We start from the raw sequence: 17,422 nt of genomic DNA, 5'->3' as shown, positions 1-17,422 counted from the left end.
GGGGACATTATGTCAAAGCATTATGATGTTATTTGTATCGGAACAGGCGGAGCGGGAAACACCGCAGCTTTTAAACTTGCAGCAGCAGGCAAAAAAGTTCTGATCTGCGATTATAAACAGTTTGGCGGTACATGCGCCATTTCAGGATGCGACCCTAAAAAAGTTATGATCACTGCTGCAGAGTTTGCGGATTTCCACAGGCGTATGGCTTCAAAAGGGGTGGTCGAGTGCGACATCAGACTTTCGTGGAAAGCTATGATGGCACATAAGCGTGAGTTTACAGGCAATCACTCCGAAAAACTTAAATATAAATATGATAAAAAAGGGATAGACTATATCTCCGGTTTTGCAACTTTTACAGGTGAGAAATCTCTGAAGATATCCGGCGAAGAGTTCACCTTTGATATGGCTTTTATAGGGACAGGCTCAAAGCCTCTGGTACTGCCATTTAACGGCTTTGAGAATGTTTGCGACAATGAATGTTTTCTTAATCTGGACGAACTGCCTAAGCGTTTGCTTTTCATCGGCGGCGGATATATTTCTGTTGAGTTTGCAAATATCGCAAATGCATTTGGTGCGGAAACGACCATTGTGCAGGTCGATGACAGGCTTGTGCCCAGCTTTGAGGCGGATATTGTCGATGTTATGGTGGAATCTCTGCGCCAGAAGGGGATAAACATCCTTACAAACGGTCGTGTGAGCAGTATTGAAAAGCTGGACGGCAGCTATAGAGTCATTGTTGACACACCTGACGGGCCTGTTGTCCGTGATGTCGATCTGGTTATACATGGTGCCGGGCGTGTTGCGAACGTTGACGGACTTGACGCCGGTAAAGCCGGAGTTGAGCTCTCAAGGGGCGGTGTCGTTGTGAACAGCTTTATGCAGACCACCAATCCTGCGATATATGCGGGAGGGGACTGCACAGACACCGAAGGGTATCTCCTTTCACCGATTGCATTTATGGAAGGTTATATTGCGGCTCATAATATGGTTAACGGTAATTCCAAAGAACCTGATTATCTGAATACAGGGACTGTAATGTTTAATGTTCCGGGGATTTCTGCTGTGGGGTACACAGAAAAGCAGGCGGCAGATGCCGGGCTGGATTTTGAAGTCAAGTTCGAACGAACAGACCACTGGTTCACCTCTTTCCGCACCATAGAACACTTTTCAGCTTATAAAGTTCTGATAGAAAAGGGGACAGGGAGGATACTGGGAGCGCATATAATTGGTCAGCACGCAGAGGACATTATCAATTTGTTCGTTATCGCTATTAAGCAGGATCTGAAAATATCTGATCTTAAGAAGATCTTGTATGCTTATCCTACAGCGTCGTCAGATATACTGCACATGGTGGACTGACCCAGTCTGCCGAAATACTCATCGAGCATGACGAACATTTCGGTTTCTGTGGGGCACATATAAAGCTTATTGCGGAGCGCTGCTGCTCCGGGCATACCTTTCAGAAACCAGACAATATATTTTTTGACTGTTTCGAGAAAGAACATTTCGCCCTTATATATCTTCTCGTTTCTCACCAGTTCTTTAATGAGCTCATACAGCTTGTCGTATGTCATATAACCGGAAGGGTCTCTACCGTTCAATATACTTTCAAAAAGCCACGGCTGTTTCATCATCCCGCGCCCGATCATTACTCCGTCAACGCCTGTAGCAAGCATTTTCTCATATGTTGCAACATCCACAACGTCGCCGTTCCCTATTATCGGCAGTTTTGCGTTTGCTTTAGCATCAGCGATAAGGTCATAGTTGACTACGCCTGAGAACATTTCTGTTTTTGTTCTGCCGTGAACAGTGACTGCCTCTGCGCCTTCTTCATAGGCTATTTTGATCATTTCGTTGTAGTTCAGGTTCTTCTTGTCCCACCCAAGGCGTATTTTGACTGTCAGTGGGACATCTCCCAGAGCTTTTTTGGCTGCGGCAACTATCTTTCCGGAATTAACCGGGTCTTTCATCATGGCGCACCCACTGCCTGATTTAAGAACCTTTTTTACAGGGCACCCCATGTTTATATCAACAAACTCTGCTTTTATATAATCCTGAACAACTTCTATTGCTTCGGTGTATGCTTCCGGTTTGCTTCCGAAAAGCTGCACTCCTATAGGTTGGTCGGACTCTGTTATGCTCAGATAGCTGAGAGTTCTGTCAGCTTTACGTCGGACACCCTCAACGCTCACCATTTCTGTGTATATGAGTCCGTCAAAATATTTACGCAGTAATTTACGGAACGGAGGTGTTGTAACACCCGCCAGTGGAGCTGCGATCAGTTTATTTTTGTTTAGTATCCGGAGAATTCTATTTGTTGATTTGCTGCATTCTGTCATGTGCTGTTTCATCCAATGATGCAAATTTTCTCTGTCCGAAAAACTTAGATGCTGCGTAAGCTATCATGTCGCCGTTGTCTGTGCATAGTCTGGGGGACGGAAAGAATACTTCATAGCCTTGTTTTTCCATAAAAGCCCGTCTGATATATCCGTTACAGGCGACGCCTCCGGCAACAACGATCTTATTGCGCCCCAGTGATTCAGCCATCCGCAGGGTTTTGAGTGTCAGAGTTTCTGCCACTGTCTTCTGAAATGATGCGGCTATGTCTGCATCTGATTCTGATTTATCGTTTATCTTGTTCAGAACTGCTGTTTTCAGCCCGCTGAAAGAGAAGTCCGGTTTCTTTTTGATGGCGATAGGCAGAGTAACTTTATTTTCATCACCGCTCTCTGCAAGTTTTTCTATTGCAGGTCCACCGGGATAGCCTAGCCCAAGCATTTTTGCGACTTTGTCAAAGGATTCTCCCGCTGCGTCATCTATGGTGCGTGCAAGGAGCTCGAAATTATAAGCTTCGTCAACATCATAAATATGCGTGTGTCCGCCGGATATTATGAGTGCAAGGTAAGGAGCCTTCAGCTCTTGGTTCGTGAGCTCAGAGGCAAGGATATGAGCAGACAGGTGATTTACGGGGATCACAGGTATCTTCAGTGCGTACCCGAGAGCTTTTGCAAAGGATACTCCCACAAAGAGGGCTCCTATCAGCCCGGGGGCGTTAGTGACGCCGATGGCATCTATGTCTTGGGGAGTGATGCCGGCTTCTGTCATGCACTGTTCAAAAAGGCTTTCGATTTTGAGTATGTGGTTCCGTGATGCAACCTCAGGCACAACACCGCCGAACTTACTGTGCAGTTCCGCCTGTGAGCTTGTAAATGTTGCTTTAACAGACCTGTTTACTGAATCATAGACTGCAAGAGAAGTTTCGTCGCAGGAAGATTCTATACCTAATATAATCACTTTTGTGTAAGCTCCGTTACAGGGACAATATTATAGCCTGCTTTCTCAAGCTCCGGCAGAATTTTCTCCAAAGCATGAACAGTGCTTTCACGCAGGTGACCGATCATTATGACACTACCATCAGTTCTTGCGATCTCTGCACCTTCTATAATTTTAGAACGAATATAGCTGTAGTCTGATTCGTTGTCTATGAATTTACGGTTTATTGCGCACTTCATGCCTTCCGCTTTACATTGATCAAAAGCGACTGTATCTCTTGAAGTGTAGCTGTCAAGGAACGTGTCTGTATACTTTTTCATAACTTTGAAGACCTGCTTCATCTTCTCTCTGTCCTGTGTGATAGCTGAACCCATGTGGTTGTTAAATCCGTCGATTTTGCCGCCAAGGCTCGCAACATTACTGTTCAGTGATGTCTGGATAATCTTTTCAGGCATGTTAAGCAGGACAGCCCCCTTACCAGGGTCAGTTTTAGGGTATGATAAAGGCTGCATAGGCTGATGTAGAAAAACTACTTTACCGGCTTTGTATGCTATCTCCGCAGTTTTTTTGGCATATTCTGTGTGGGGGATGATCGCCATAGTCATTGGATAAGGGAAGGCTGCCAGCTTTTCAGCAAGCTCTTCACTATACCCGCAGTCGTCAATAACAAATGCTATACTGTTTGGTTTTGGTTTGAGTACAGCTTTCGGTTTACTGAATTGCAGATCAAGTTTTATTGTACTGTTCTCAACTGATACAACTTCGTCGCCTGTGACCTCCAGCCCCAGTTCGTTAAGCTTTTCGGTTAATGTCTGTTTTAATTCAGTCTCTTCTATATCCTGCGGGTCAATAGTCATCTTTATTTCTGTTTTACCATCAGATTCAACTTCTGTTTGCTCTTTGATACTGCTTTTATCGAGTCCGTATGTGAAGAGGGAGACATAGACCGCATCTAGTACCTGTTCGTTTGTAATTTGTTTCCGAACAGTTTCCGGTGCCCCCTGTGCCGGATCAACATTGCCTGAGCTGCCTCTTGCCATGAACAGAAACGCCACAGCGAAAAGCATTACGGCAAGAACGGCGAGTCCTCCTGCCATCATTAAGGTTGTGACTTTTGTCTCTTTTCTGTTTTTATTTCCGTTATTATTGTTATTAGAACCGGAAGTGGTAATGGGGGTTCTTACCCTTTTACCACTTCCGTTTTTTCTATTGTTCATCCTTTAGTATTTCCTTCATTTTATCTACCGCTGCTTTGAGCTGATTGTCTTTGTCGAGATCAAACAGAGCAACTTTCATGTTAAAACTTTCCGGTTCTTCAATTTCCTCAATTTGTTCAGGTGTAAGCTCTTTAAACTCAACAGTAATATCCGGCTCTATTCCTATCTCGTGGATCGAGCGTCCTTTCGGAGTGAAGTATTTAGCTGTTGTGAGCTTGATAGCTGAACCGTCAAGCAAAGGCATTACACTTTGGACGGAAGCTTTTCCGTATGTTTTTTCGCCCATGATTGTAGCTCTTTCGTAATCCTGTAGTGCCCCTGTAAGTATTTCTGATGCGGAGGCGCTTCCACCGTTAACAAGCAGGATGATAGGCTTTTCAAGCTCTTTTGTCGAAAACACTTTTGACTTGAAATCCTGTCTTGTCTGCTGTCTATCTTTGGTATAGACAACAATTTTATTTGCCGGCAGGAATATACTTGAAACACTGATAGCCTCTGTGAGAAGACCGCCCGGGTTATTCCTTACGTCTATGATGAAGCTTTTTGCCCCTTTTCCGTCCAGCTCTTTCACGGCGTCAGAAATAGCATCAGAAACATTATTATTGAATTGTATAAGTCGTATATAACCGATATCGCCATCTATCATATTACTTTTGACAGAGCTGACTTTTATAACCGCCCTTGTGATGGTAACATCAAAAGGTTTATCTATAGATTCTCTGTGGATAGTGATTGTGACATCAGTATCGGCTTTACCCCTCAGCATTTTCACTGCATCGTGCAGAGTCATGCCCATTGTGCTTTCACCTTCGATTTTAACTATCTGGTCACCTGCCTGTATCCCTTTGCGGAACGCAGGAGTGTCTTCCAGGGGGGCAACAACTGTCAGTATTTTGTCCTTCAGTCCTATGGTTATGCCCAGCCCGCCGAATTCGCCCTGTGTTTCCTCACGGAACTCTTTTAATGTGTCAGGGTCGAGAAAGTTAGAATGCGGGTCGAGTTCGCCAAGCATCCCTTTGATGGCTCCATAAACGAGAATTTTATTATCTACTTCTTCTACGTAGTTATTTTCTATGAGATGCATAACCTGAGTAAAAGTGTCGAGGTTCCTGTATTTTTCATCTTTTGCCGCATAGACATTCTGGGTCTTTACGAGCATGGCACTGGTTATGATGAGTGCAATGGTCAGAAGCCCCAGCAGAACGGGAATAAGCTTGAGTCGCGATTTCATTTTCTGCTCCTGTATTTTATGACGTCAGCCATTTCTGAGGATCAACAGCTTTGTCGTGTATACGAATTTCAAAATAAAGATAAGGTGTATTTGCCTCATGGTCAATATCTATTGTGCCCAGAATCTCACCTGTATGGACTTTCTGATTCTGTTTTACAGTAATGCTGTTCAGGTTTGCATACAGTGTGTAATAGCCGCTTGCATGTTCCACGATAACAAACCACCCGAGCCCCCATGCAGTGTCTGTGTGCATCACTACACCGTCATAGACACTTGAAACGTGAGACTCGTCTGGTTTAATCTTAACACCTTTCTTATGTATGACGCCTCTGAAACCCTGAATTTTTTTGGTCCCGAAGGTTTCAGTAATTTCCCCTTTAATCGGCCACTGCAGTTTTTTACGCATGTGTTTGAAATTCTTATCGAGCCCATCGAATTTTCGCTCTTCTCCCTGCTTGATCTGCGTAAGCTCCATCTCCTTAATCTTTTGTTCCAGCTCATTTTGCTGATCCCTAAGCATTGAGACGTATTCATTTTTGATTTTTTCATCTTCAGCTGCAATTCTATAGAGTTGATTTACAAGTATTTTCTTAGACTGATATTCCTTTAGTGAAGCGTTCTTGTCCTGAAGTGTCATAGAGATTTCTTTCTGCTTATGCCTTAGTTTAACTTCTGTTTCATCTAGTTTTTTCTGATTTTGTTCAAGTTCTTTAGCCATTTCAAAGAGGCGCTCATTAACACGTGATATAATCTGCATTCCCGCTGCAACTTCTGCTATTTCATCTGACAAAATAATAGCTTCCAAAAGATCAGTTTCCCCTGCGCCGGAAAGGTAAAAATTGGCAGCACGTATGGAGTCTTTAAGTTCTTCCTGTCTGTTTGACAGTTTAGTCCTCTGAAAGTTTATAAAACTCAAGTCTTTTTCTGCATTTCTGAGTTTAGATTCAAGTTTCTTACTTATAGATTTCTGATACTGAAGTTCTATTTCAGCTTTTTTTAACTGTTTTGCTTTCTTTTTTTTCTCATCTCTCAGTTCTTTTATCGCTTGCTGCTCTTCTTTGATCATTTTCTGGACTTGTCTGAGATAGTTGTCAGATCTCACAATTTCGTCAGAAATTGTTCCTGCAAAAAGATTTAAAGCTATAAAAACTGATAAGATTAGTATATTAAACTTCATTTACACTTTTTAACCTCATAAGGAATGAAAAAACGCAGTAGAAAGCAGAAAATACTGTAGTTATAATCAATAAAAAATAGAAAACTGCAAATAACCATGCAGGAGGAGTAAAAAGCATAAAATACGAATTTTTTAAGAGATAGTTGGTTACACCGGAAACAAAAAGATAATTCCCTGCACCGGCTATAAGGAAAGCCAGAGTTGATTCAAGCAATGCAGCAAATAAATATGGAGCTGCAATAAACATCCCTGTTGCACCAACAAGTTTATAGATAGAAAGTTTTCGCTGTTGTTTATAAAGACTCAGACTGATTGTGTTAAATATTATCACCGCGGAGGATATGCCTGTAATGACTGATATAAAGATAATAAAAAGCATTGAGGTACGCTTTATCTTCCCCAGTTTTTCCCCGACGCTTTTTCCGTATTCGACAGTTCGGACACCACCTATCTGCTCGATCTGGATTGCTGTTTCCATTACGAGCTGTTCATCAGAAGCATAATCGGCAAATTTCATTTCGATAAACTCCGGAAAAAGCTCGACAGGTAATTTTTCGATATTTTTTGCACCGGGAACAAGGTTCAGCACTCTGGTCTTTGCTGCATGTTTGGTGAAATATCTAAAACTGGCAGGCATTTGAAGTTCTGAAAGTTCTTTTAATATGTCTTTGTAGCTGACACCTTCTTCCAGAAAGACTCTGATTGTTTTGATATCGGTTAATTTGTCTATGGCTTTTGATGCAGAGAAATTAACAGAAAAAACAGCCAGATAAAAAAACAGAAGGGTCGCAACGGTTAATATTGAGACAAAGTTTTTACGCAGGTTTAGAAAAAAAAGATAAAATCCTTTGGTCAGAGTGTATTTGAGTCTATCCATGGGTAAATCTTCTCCCGCCTGCGCTGTCATAAGAGATTTTGCCGTGTTCCAGATATATTATTCTGCCAGGGTATTCCTTTAAGATTCTCTGGTCGTGTGTAGCAATAAGTGTTGTTGTTCCTTTTGCTGTTTTGTGAAGGAGCATATCCATAACTTTATCTGCATTTCGTGAGTCAAGATTGCCTGTCGGTTCGTCAGCCAGCAGGAGAATGGGTTCGTTAATGATGGCTCGTGCCAGTGCCACCCTCTGTTTTTCTCCGCCGGATAGCTTTTTTACTGCAAAGTCTCTGTGTGTGAAAAGATCGAGCTGTTTCAGCAGCGTAAATATCCTGTCCTGAATAACCTGAGGGCTGAGGTAAAAGATTTCCAGCGGCAGCATAAGGTTTTCGTAGACTGTCATGTCTTCAAGGAGTTTGAAGTCCTGAAAGACCACCCCTATGTCCCTGCGGAGATAAGCAATGCTTTTGCTTCTAAGGTGCCCGATGTTCTTATTGTCGAGCTTTATTACCCCTCTGGCAGGTATAAGGTCGCCATAGAGAAGCCTGAGTAGACTTGTTTTACCCGCACCGCTGTTGCCTGTTATATAAATAAGCTCACCGCGTTCAATGTGCAGGTCGATGGATTTCAGCCCTTGATTTCCGTCGTCGTAAACAACATCAACTTTATGCAGTTCAACCATATAAAATTATACTCCTGAGAGCAGATAGTACCATAGGACAAGGCTTAGCAGAGAAGCGGGGATACCCACTCCCATAAGCATGGTTGCCAGGTTTTTGTCCAGATTATACTGCATAGCTATGATGCCTGCTGTAATCATAGGACCCATTGCTGCCTCGAAAATTGTGACTTGCATCTCTATTCCCGATGCATTTAATACTACGACATAAATAAAATAAATCAATGCCGGAGCCAGAAAAAGTTTGAACAAAAGCCCGGTGGCAAGTTTACTTAATAATCTGTCAGACAAAGCAAATTTTAGCTGATACCCGACAGATACCATCGCCAGAGGGGTTATTGTCGCCCCGAAGCCTTTCATAACGTTTATACTCCATTCAGGTAGAGGTACAGTACGGAAAATCAACCCGAGTGCGACCGCCTGGAGAGGCGGGAAAGAGATAACTTTCTTTAGGAGACTGGCAAAGGATATGGAGCCTGAAGAATGCGTTGTCGCAACGATGACACCCAGTGTTGAAAGCACAAGAAAGCTCCCTGGCTGGTCGCAGAGAACCCCTATGCCGATGTATTCTGCACCGTAGAAAGCAGTTATCATAGGCAGTCCGACAAATGATGTATTGCCGAGCCCGACAGTAAGTATCAGGCATCCTGTAGTTGCCTGAGAAAAACCGCAAATTTTCTGGAGAATTTTAAAGAAAATGTATGCGGCTATGAAGCATATCCAGGGCATAAGCACCGGAAAAAGAAGTTTAGTATTAAAGTGCATTTCATGCATAAACATAAAAGATATGGCGGGTAAAGATAGATTTATCAGGAAGCTGTTAAGCACCAGCGGAGTTTCCTCGGGCATGGTTTTAAACTTTCTTGAGATGAATCCAACTACAAAACATATAATGAGTAATATTAGATTATCCATATTTCATAGTAGCATATAAGATTGTAGAAAGTAAGTGTTTAAATAATAGAGCAGTTATCCGAGGCCATTCAATATCATTTTTATTGTTGGCAGCATGTCCCCTTGGAAGTTACTGCTCTGGTGTCCGCCTTTTTCATAGGTGTAGATATTGCATTTAAACTTTTCAGAAGTGTCAATGACCCGTCCGGCATCAATAATATCATCATCAATATTCATAAGAACGTTGACATGAGGTGCGGGCTTACCTGTTGGGGCACTTTTGATCGCCCGTATTTCTGAAGGTTTGATAAAAGACAGCTCCTTCTGGTGCTCTTTTATAAGTTTTTCTATCCTTTCGTCGAGAAATAGCGAAGGGTTGACTGATATGGAAGGCTTACCTGTATTCAGGGACAGGTAGAAAGCAAAATACCCTCCGAACGAAGAGCCGAAAAGAAGGTCAAAATTAGAAATGTACTGAATAATATCTGCCGGGCGATAAAGCTTATAGTCAAAAACAGTGCATTCCGCAAGTTCCATCAGATGAACCAGTTTGCAGCTTTTTGATATGTCATAGCTTTTGTCTGTTATCGATGCCAGCCCAGGCATATATAGTATTTTCATGGGATATATTAACACTATAGTTATGTTTTGCACAATAGATTTATTTTTGCGGTGTGTGCAGGTATAATAGGCTGAACAGTCAAGGTCTGAAGGACTTCAGATATCTGACAGATTTCCGCATATTTACTGTTATCCACAATAGAACCGGAATGAGAACATTAGCTGTATCCCGCAGTATATTATATGTCTGTTCGGCAGGCTCCCCGAACTGCTGAAACTTTTCCACTTTTGTCGGATTCATATAGGCGATAACCGGTAAAGTGCGGAAAAGTACCGCAGCGACCGGACCTGCTATTATGCTGTAAAACACTACAGGAAGGGCGTACTGAAGAAAATTCTGCCCCATACTTCCGCTTTGTTGAAAAGTGGAAAACCTTTCGTTAATGCTTGTATAGATTATGAACGTTGAAAGGATAAAATACCATAAGCTGCCTGCGTTTTTTGTGAAATACAGCAATAAAGATGTTACACCAAAAACCATAAGCAGTGTCAGTGTGAGAGCGATTGCTCCTTCTTTAAAAGAGCCTTCACGGTAAACAGCTTTTTCGCAGTAACTGACAAAGCTCGCTATAAGCCTGTCTGTGTGGAATGGGAAATCTGTTCCTCCAAAGTACCAGCTGAGGCAAATTCCCAGTATCAGAGAAAATATGTTTATGTATAATATTGATTCGGTGAAAAACAAAATTGTACTCCTTTTAATAGTGTCGTGACTGAAACAATCATATATGATAAATAAAGATATCACAAATAAAGGCTGTTAATATGAAAGAGATATTTCCGTTTATAACATTTTTTGTAGGCATTTTACTCGGCTTTGCTGCTTCACTGTTTTTCAACAGGAGAGCCAGAAATGAGAGTGAAAGAGAGCTGCTCCGAATTACTGACGGGATGAAAGGGGCATTTGCCGAGCTTTCTATGGATAGTTTATCCAAAAATACAGATGAATTTCTGAAGCTTGCAGGCAATGTTATGGATTCAAAAAATAAAGAAGGTGAAAAAGACCTTGAAGCTAAGAAAGCTCTGATTGATGCCCAGCTTCTGAATATGAGCCGCGAACTTGAGCGTGTTCACCTGCTGATGACAGGGATGGAGAAGGAGCGCGAGGCTCGTTTCAGCGAGATTGCCCAGCAGATCAAAAACACTGTTCACCAGACTGAAAAGTTGTCTGATGTCACAGCCAGCCTGAATAAAGCGCTTGCGTCTTCAGCGGAAAGAGGGCGCTGGGGGGAAAGGATGGCTCTCGACATTATACGCACCACAGGGATGAAAGAGAAGATAAACTATGACGTGCAGAAGACTATGGCGAACGGCAGCAGACCGGACTTCACTTTCTATCTGCCTCAGGGGTTCTGTGTGCATATGGATGTGAAATTTCCGCTGGACAGTTATCTTAAGTTTTGTTCTGAGGAGGGGGCAGGCAAAGAGCCCCATATAAAGAATTTCATTCGTGATGTCCGCCAGAAGATAAAAGATGTTAAAACCAGAGGCTATATCGATCAGCAGGAAAATACGCTTGATGTAATGCTCCTGTTTATACCCAACGAAAGTGTCTATGAGTTTATTTATGAAAAAGACCCGCAGATTATGGATATAGCTATGGAGGCTGGGGTTATTCTTACTTCTCCATTGTCACTTTTTGCTGTGCTTGCCGTAATACGTCAGTCTGTTGAAAACTTTGCCTTTGAAAGTACTTCGGGCGAAATGCTTAAGCTATTTGGAAAGTTTTATCAACAATGGGATAAGTTCACCGCAAAACTGGAAATGGTAGGCAAAAAGATCGATGAAGCTCAGAAGTCTTACGATGAACTTATCTCCACAAGACGAAATATGCTTGAAAAACCACTTGAAAAGATTGAACTGCTCAGAAGTGAAAAGGGGATCGAGATAAGTGAGTAGTTCAGATTTTATGTGGAGTAATATCTACCTGACAGGTTCGTAGCCGCCTTTTATCCCTTTTGGAGAGAACACTATCTGCCAGACCTGATTCTTTCTTGCTCTGAAAGAACCGGCACATGAAAGAAGGTAGTATTTCCACATACGGTAGAAGTTTTCGTCATATTTGTCTTTTAGTTTGTCCCAGTTTTTATTGAAGTTTCTGTACCACTCCATAAGGGTTGTATCGTAATATTGTCCGAAATTGTGCCAGTCCTCTATTACAAATTGCCCTTCTGAGAACTCTGCAATATCTTTGGCAGAAGGGAGCATGGAGTTTGGGAAAATGTATTTACTTATCCAAGGGTCGCTCCCTTTGGAAGTTGTGTTGCGTCCTATTGTGTGCAGAAGGAATATTTCATCGTCTTTGAGGCATCTTTTTGCTACCTCAAAGTATTCTTTATAGTTTTTCCGTCCGACATGCTCAAACATTCCTATTGAGAATATACGGTCAAATTTTTCGCTGATATCCCTGTAGTCTTTTAATTCCAGATTAACCGGCAGACCACTGCATATACACTTTCCAAGCTCGACCTGTTCTTTTGATACTGTGATTCCTACTACTTCTACGCCGTAATTTTCAGCGGCAAATTTATCTGCTCCGCCCCAGCCGCAGCCTATATCCAGTATCCTCATTCCAGGCTTGAGCTGAAGTTTACGGCATACAAGATCAAGCTTTGACTCCTGAGCCTCTTTCAGGTTGTTTGCGTGGCTCCAGTAACCGCAGCTATAGATCAGTCTTTCGTCAAGCATGTTTTTGTAAAGTTCGTTTCCTATGTCGTAGTGTTTCTGCCCTATCTGGAAGGCTCGTGAGCGGTTTTGAAGGTTAAACAGTTTAGATCTCAGGTATTCTTTATAGTCTGTCCAGCTTTTAAACTGGGTTTCAAGTTCTACACTGAGAATCCTATAAAAGAATTCGTCAAGTTTGTCACAATCCCACCATTTTTCAATGTAGGCTTCGCCTAGTCCGAGAGAGCCGTCTGCCATTACTCTGGAGAAAAGGTTATCGTTGTGGATTGTGATGTCCCACGGACGGTCACCTTTGGTCTTGATGTCTGCAGTGGACAGGGCGTGCTCAATCTTCGTTTTGAAATCAATTGAAGACATTTGCTCCTCCTGAAACTACATAAAAGGTTTAAGTCATAAAAGCTCTTCGCTTTTATTTTACCGATATATTTATTGTATTTTGGTATCTGCGAAACTGCAAGTTTGAAAATGAAGGAGTATCTAAAAGCATTAATAGAACACAGATATAAAGTTAGTCACGTGTGTCGGTCTGAATATTGTGAGTCGGTTGTCGGTTGTAAAGGCACTGAAGGGGAGGGCTGGGGTTGCGGTTATGCGGGCTAATATCTATGTGTATATATGAAAAAAGGAGATCCGAAGATCCCCTTTTTTCTTATGAGGTTTATATCTGAGAGTAATTTCTTATTTTATGCCTGCAACTTCTTCAAGCATAGCTGTTGTAACAGACTTAGGACGCTCAATGGCATAACCGAGAGCTCTGTCCCATGTGATATTAGCAAGAACACCAAGTGCTCTACCGATACCGAAGAGAACTGTGTAGAACTCGTACTGTGTAACACCATAGTACCACTGGATAACACCGGACTGAGCGTCAACATTTGGCCATGGGTTTTTAGCTTTACCATGTTTAAGAAGTACATCAGGAGCTACTTCAAAGATAAGAGCTACAAGTTTGAAAAGCGGATAGTCTTTAAGCCCCGGAGTATTCAGGCAGAATTCACGCTGAGATGTGTAACGTGGGTCTGTCTTACGAAGAACCGCGTGACCGTATCCAGGGATAACCTGACCACTGTTAAGTGTGTCCCAGAGAGCTTTTTCAAGACCTTCTTTTGTAGGGACTTCACCGCCGAGTTTTTCGAGGAAGTTTTGTGTCCAGCGAAGAACTTCTTCGTTAGCAAGACCGTGAAGAGGACCTGCAAGCCCGTTAATACCAGCTGAAAGTGAGTAGTAGGCATCAGAAAGTGCAGACGCAACAAGGTGTGTTGTGTGTGCGGATACGTTACCTGATTCGTGGTCTGAGTGAAGGATGAAGTACATTCTGGCAACATCCATATACTCTTTGCTCTGTCCGATCATGTGAGCAAAGTTAGCACCGAAGTCCAGTGATGGGTCAGCAGGGATGTGTGTGTCGCCTTTGTATTTCATTCTGTAGATATATGCACCGATAGGGGCAAGTCTGGCCATGAGGATGTTACAGTCTTCGTACATATCCTCCCAGCATGTCATTTTGTTGAATTTACCTTCTGAGTAGTTCTTAGCGAATATTGATTCGCGCTGCATAGCAACGATAGCAGCAGAGAACATTGCCATAGGGTGAGAATCTCTAGGCATAGCTCTGAGGATGTCGATAACGTATTGAGGTACCTGAGCGTACTCTTTCCACATATCGACAACTTCCTGTGTCTGCTCGACAGTAGGAACATCGCCTGTGAGAAGCAGATACCAAAAGCCTTCAACATAGGGGTAGTCAGACCCTGGAACTTTTGGGAGAGCTGCGAATGTTTCCGGGATAGTCATTCCGCGGAAACGGATCCCTTCCATTGGGTCAAGGTAAGAGATGTCTGTTACGAGAGATTTGATCCCTCTGCCACCACCGATAGTCTGTGCGATAGTGTATTCTCCTACTTTAACATCACCGAATTCCTTAACCAGTTTAGTGGTTCTAGGACGTTGCTCATCAATTTTTTTCTTAAGTACATCTTTAAGTCCCATTGAAATGCCTCCTCAATTTATGGTCTCATATTTTAAACACTGTTTATTTTTTAGCATCGGTTGCTCCTCTTGTCAATAATGAAATTGTATACAGTGTGCACTTATGTATTAAATAGTGTATGTGCTGTTTTGATGTTATTATGCTCAAATAAAGCTATTTAGCAATAGTTTATACTTGACCAATATGTTTGTAGGTGTGATAATTAAATAAGCTAAAAACATAAAAAGACGTTATTTCAAATACGAAATTTTTTACTTGAATAATCCCTGATAAGGAGAGGTAATGATCGGGTTTATATTTATTATTTTCAGCGCTCTGTCCCATTCCTTATGGAATATGCTTCTGAAAAAATCAGAAAACAAATATGCGTTTAATTTCTATATGCATCTTATTAATATAACTTTTTTCACTCTGTTATATCCGTTAATATTTTCTGATTACTTGTATTTCAATGGTGGTGTGGTTTTAAGTGCCTTTATAGCTGCTCTTTTCTTCACGGGGTATCACCTTTCTGTTTCTACGTCCTACCGCTATGCTGACGTGTCTCTTGTTTATCCTATCACGACATCATCACCGTTTTTTATTTTGATATGGGCGGTAATATTTCTTAAAGAGGATTTGACCGCAGTAGGTGTTGCCGGAGTTATTTTGACTATTTTAGGCACAATCGTTCTTAACCGTATAAAAGGGGGAGGGGTTAAGTTGGGCAGGGGAGTTTTATTCGCTCTGCTGGCTGCGTTTCTATATTCTTTCGGGGCTCTGATGGACAAGAAGGGTGTTTCTCAGGGTAATTTCATTTTGTATGTATATTCGATGTCGGTTTTCATGACTTTTTTCTTATTTCTCTACTCAAGACGGAGTGGGGAGCTTAAAATCAGTAAGGTACGTAAAGATGTTAAGTGGGTTGTTCTGGCGGGGATTGTTGTGTTTGCTTCTTTCACTTCATACAGATATGGTCTGACAATGATAGAGCTTTCTTATGCAACTGCCCTGCGGCAGGTAAATGTGCTTTTCGGAGCATTTTTCGGCATGGTGCTTTTTGCGGAGAAGATGACTATTAATAAGGCACTGGGAACGTTAATCATTATGGCAGGAGTGGTATTGATCAGGGTTGGGATGTAGTTCAATCTTGATCTTGCTGTGCTGCTTCATATGCGATAATGATTCTTTTTCTTTCCAGCCCCCACCGATAACCACCAAGCTCACCTGTAGTTCGGAGCACTCTGTGACAGGGGATAAGGTATCCTATGCTGTTTTTGCCTGCAGCACTGCCTACAGCTCTGCTGGACGAAGAGGAGCCTATCTTTTCTGCTATTCTTCTATATGTTGTGAGGTGTCCTTCCGGTATCTCCAGAAGAGCCCTCCAGACTCTAATCTGAAAATTCGTTCCTTTCAGGTGAAGGGGGACAGATTTATTCTTAAATATCATTTCAGATGTTTCAGCGGTTATGTCGTCATTGCGTACAACATCTGACTTATTCCATCTATTCTTTAGATTGTCTAATTCTTCTGCGAGGTTGTCATCTATAAAAGCTAAATGGCATACTCCTCTTTCTGTCTGGGCAAGAAGGCATTCACCGAACGGAGTTTCATGGCAGCCGTAGTTGATAGTAAGACCTTCGCCGCTGCTTTTGTATTCCCCGGGGGTGACTCCGTCTGTTGTAATAAAAAGATCATGCAGTCTTGAAGGTCCGCTCATTCCGAGTTCATAGGATGTCTCCATAATAGATGTTTTTTTCAGCAGCAGCTTTGCGCTTTCCAGTGTAATGAACTGGAGGAACCTTTTGGGGCTTATCCCTGCCCATTGTGTGAATAGCCTCTGGAAATGATATGGGCTCAGCCCCATGTGTGCCGCTATCTCTTCAAGAGATGGCTGAACCTTACTGTTTGTCTGAATATAACGTATCGCCTCTGCTATTCGGTCATAATCGCTCATTCTCATAATGCACCTACGGTTCTGATATGATTTTCTATTCTATCATGCCATTTTTTTGTGGTTTCGTTGCCTATCAGTGTTTTTTGTCCGAAAAGCAGATCAGGGAGATATCGTGGCTTTTTTCCTCCGATATGCATAGATTTCACACATGAGACACAATATACAATTACATCTTCTGCCGGCATCTCTTCTGCGCGTTTGATCATAGCTGTTGTGACCTCTTCATCAGATTTCAGCTTATAGTATGTATCTCCGCAGCACACAGAAGACGTTTTTGTCTTTTCCGGTTCCTTCAGGGATATGTTCATCCGGCTTATTATTTTTCTGATAGCGTTGTGGACTTCAGGTTTGTTTTTAGTGGGACATGCATCATGTATCGACATTACGGCACCTTTATAGTCTGGGAATGTAAATGTATCACTTTTGGCTAATATTTCCCATAGCGATATAGTTTTTACATTTTTGTAGAGGGAGCTGTGACGTCTGTCGCATCCAGGACAGGTATTTATTATGAATAGAGGCTTATCAGTTATAGGCTTGTGGTGGCAGCAGTTTGTATACATGTTTGAGCATGTCTGCATTTTGATTAGCACGTTACAAATTTGGTCAGCCAGCTCTGGCTTATATAGCATTAGTGCACAGCCCGGGGAAAATAATTTTTCCATCGTATCCTCTTTTTGTTTGATAAAAATAAAATAACAGTAGTGTGTCTTTATTCCCACCCGTTTCTTGCGGTTAAGGAGTGGAAGAGAAAAAAATACCTGTTGTTTTGACAGAAGGGGTGGTTATTCTTTCCCTATTCTGCAACTGGCATGCTCGATGGTCGAGTAGTAATATGTATATCT

At 42.1% G+C, this 17,422-nt stretch carries 17 protein-coding genes; 3 read left to right on the top strand and 14 right to left on the bottom strand.

Annotated features, from left to right (window positions below; all coding sequences use genetic code 11):
• Positions 1-9: 9 nt before the first annotated feature.
• Positions 10-1,362 carry a dihydrolipoyl dehydrogenase family protein gene (locus DACET_RS09115; protein ID WP_013011089.1) on the top strand — a complete coding sequence of 451 codons (1,353 nt, stop codon included), beginning with the start codon at positions 10-12 and terminating at the stop codon, positions 1,360-1,362.
• On the opposite strand, the gene DACET_RS09110 is transcribed toward DACET_RS09115, so the two are convergent.
• The 10 genes from DACET_RS09110 to DACET_RS09065 all read right to left on the bottom strand — a co-directional run bounded on the left by DACET_RS09110 (position 1,320) and on the right by DACET_RS09065 (position 10,651).
• Positions 1,320-2,354 (bottom strand): tRNA dihydrouridine synthase, encoded by a 1,035-nt coding sequence (locus tag DACET_RS09110; protein ID WP_083772392.1) that lies wholly within the window; start codon positions 2,352-2,354, stop codon positions 1,320-1,322. The genes DACET_RS09115 and DACET_RS09110 overlap by 43 nt on opposite strands.
• Positions 2,314-3,297, bottom strand: a complete 984-nt coding sequence (tsaD, locus tag DACET_RS09105) for a tRNA (adenosine(37)-N6)-threonylcarbamoyltransferase complex transferase subunit TsaD (RefSeq protein ID WP_013011087.1) — start codon at positions 3,295-3,297, stop codon at positions 2,314-2,316. The genes DACET_RS09110 and tsaD overlap by 41 nt, the downstream gene beginning before the upstream one ends.
• On the bottom strand, positions 3,294-4,493 hold the full coding sequence (locus tag DACET_RS09100; RefSeq protein WP_013011086.1) for a divergent polysaccharide deacetylase family protein: 1,200 nt from the start codon (positions 4,491-4,493) through the stop codon (positions 3,294-3,296). Before DACET_RS09100 ends, tsaD begins: the two co-directional genes overlap by 4 nt.
• Entirely contained in the window at positions 4,483-5,724 is a 1,242-nt protein-coding gene (locus tag DACET_RS09095) for a S41 family peptidase (RefSeq protein WP_013011085.1), read from the bottom strand. Before DACET_RS09095 ends, DACET_RS09100 begins: the two co-directional genes overlap by 11 nt.
• Before the next feature lie 16 nt (positions 5,725-5,740).
• Entirely contained in the window at positions 5,741-6,901 is a 1,161-nt protein-coding gene (locus DACET_RS09090; RefSeq protein WP_013011084.1) for a murein hydrolase activator EnvC family protein, read from the bottom strand.
• The gene (locus DACET_RS09085; RefSeq protein WP_013011083.1) at positions 6,891-7,778 is read right to left on the bottom strand and encodes a cell division protein FtsX; all 888 of its coding nucleotides are present in this window, start codon (positions 7,776-7,778) and stop codon (positions 6,891-6,893) included. The genes DACET_RS09090 and DACET_RS09085 overlap by 11 nt, the downstream gene beginning before the upstream one ends.
• A complete protein-coding gene (locus DACET_RS09080; RefSeq protein ID WP_013011082.1) occupies positions 7,771-8,457 on the bottom strand; it encodes a cell division ATP-binding protein FtsE in 687 nt (228 codons plus the stop codon). The genes DACET_RS09085 and DACET_RS09080 overlap by 8 nt, the downstream gene beginning before the upstream one ends.
• A 6-nt stretch (positions 8,458-8,463) precedes the next feature.
• Positions 8,464-9,369 (bottom strand): AEC family transporter, encoded by a 906-nt coding sequence (locus DACET_RS09075; RefSeq protein ID WP_013011081.1) that lies wholly within the window; start codon positions 9,367-9,369, stop codon positions 8,464-8,466.
• A gap of 54 nt (positions 9,370-9,423) precedes the next feature.
• A complete protein-coding gene (locus DACET_RS09070; protein WP_013011080.1) occupies positions 9,424-9,969 on the bottom strand; it encodes a YqiA/YcfP family alpha/beta fold hydrolase in 546 nt (181 codons plus the stop codon).
• 79 nt (positions 9,970-10,048) lie between these two features.
• Positions 10,049-10,651 (bottom strand): CobD/CbiB family protein, encoded by a 603-nt coding sequence (locus tag DACET_RS09065; protein ID WP_013011079.1) that lies wholly within the window; start codon positions 10,649-10,651, stop codon positions 10,049-10,051.
• Between the two features lie 80 nt (positions 10,652-10,731).
• Between DACET_RS09065 and DACET_RS09060 the strand changes: the two genes are divergently transcribed.
• On the top strand, positions 10,732-11,865 hold the full coding sequence (locus tag DACET_RS09060; protein ID WP_013011078.1) for a DNA recombination protein RmuC: 1,134 nt from the start codon (positions 10,732-10,734) through the stop codon (positions 11,863-11,865).
• Between the two features lie 24 nt (positions 11,866-11,889).
• On the opposite strand, the gene cfa is transcribed toward DACET_RS09060, so the two are convergent.
• Complete coding sequence (gene cfa, locus DACET_RS09055; RefSeq protein ID WP_013011077.1) at positions 11,890-13,008, bottom strand: cyclopropane fatty acyl phospholipid synthase; 1,119 nt, start codon at positions 13,006-13,008, stop codon at positions 11,890-11,892.
• Positions 13,009-13,329: 321 nt separating this feature from the next.
• Positions 13,330-14,640, bottom strand: coding sequence for a citrate (Si)-synthase (locus tag DACET_RS09050; RefSeq protein WP_013011076.1), 1,311 nt, complete (start codon positions 14,638-14,640; stop codon positions 13,330-13,332).
• A 283-nt stretch (positions 14,641-14,923) separates the two neighbouring features.
• On the opposite strand from DACET_RS09050, the gene DACET_RS09045 reads away from it, so the two are divergent.
• Positions 14,924-15,763, top strand: coding sequence for a DMT family transporter (locus tag DACET_RS09045; protein WP_013011075.1), 840 nt, complete (start codon positions 14,924-14,926; stop codon positions 15,761-15,763).
• Between the two features lies 1 nt (position 15,764).
• On the opposite strand, the gene DACET_RS09040 is transcribed toward DACET_RS09045, so the two are convergent.
• Both DACET_RS09040 and DACET_RS09035 read right to left on the bottom strand, forming a co-directional pair.
• Positions 15,765-16,577 carry a methylated-DNA--[protein]-cysteine S-methyltransferase gene (locus tag DACET_RS09040; RefSeq protein WP_041230284.1) on the bottom strand — a complete coding sequence of 271 codons (813 nt, stop codon included), beginning with the start codon at positions 16,575-16,577 and terminating at the stop codon, positions 15,765-15,767.
• A gap of 2 nt (positions 16,578-16,579) precedes the next feature.
• Positions 16,580-17,242, bottom strand: a complete 663-nt coding sequence (locus tag DACET_RS09035; protein WP_013011073.1) for a heterodisulfide reductase-related iron-sulfur binding cluster — start codon at positions 17,240-17,242, stop codon at positions 16,580-16,582.
• Positions 17,243-17,422 lie beyond the last annotated feature (180 nt).

The sequence above is a fragment of the Denitrovibrio acetiphilus DSM 12809 genome (assembly GCF_000025725.1).
Taxonomy (GTDB): Bacteria; Chrysiogenota; Deferribacteres; order Deferribacterales; family Geovibrionaceae; genus Denitrovibrio; species Denitrovibrio acetiphilus.
This window is presented reverse-complemented; position numbering and strand designations above follow the sequence as displayed.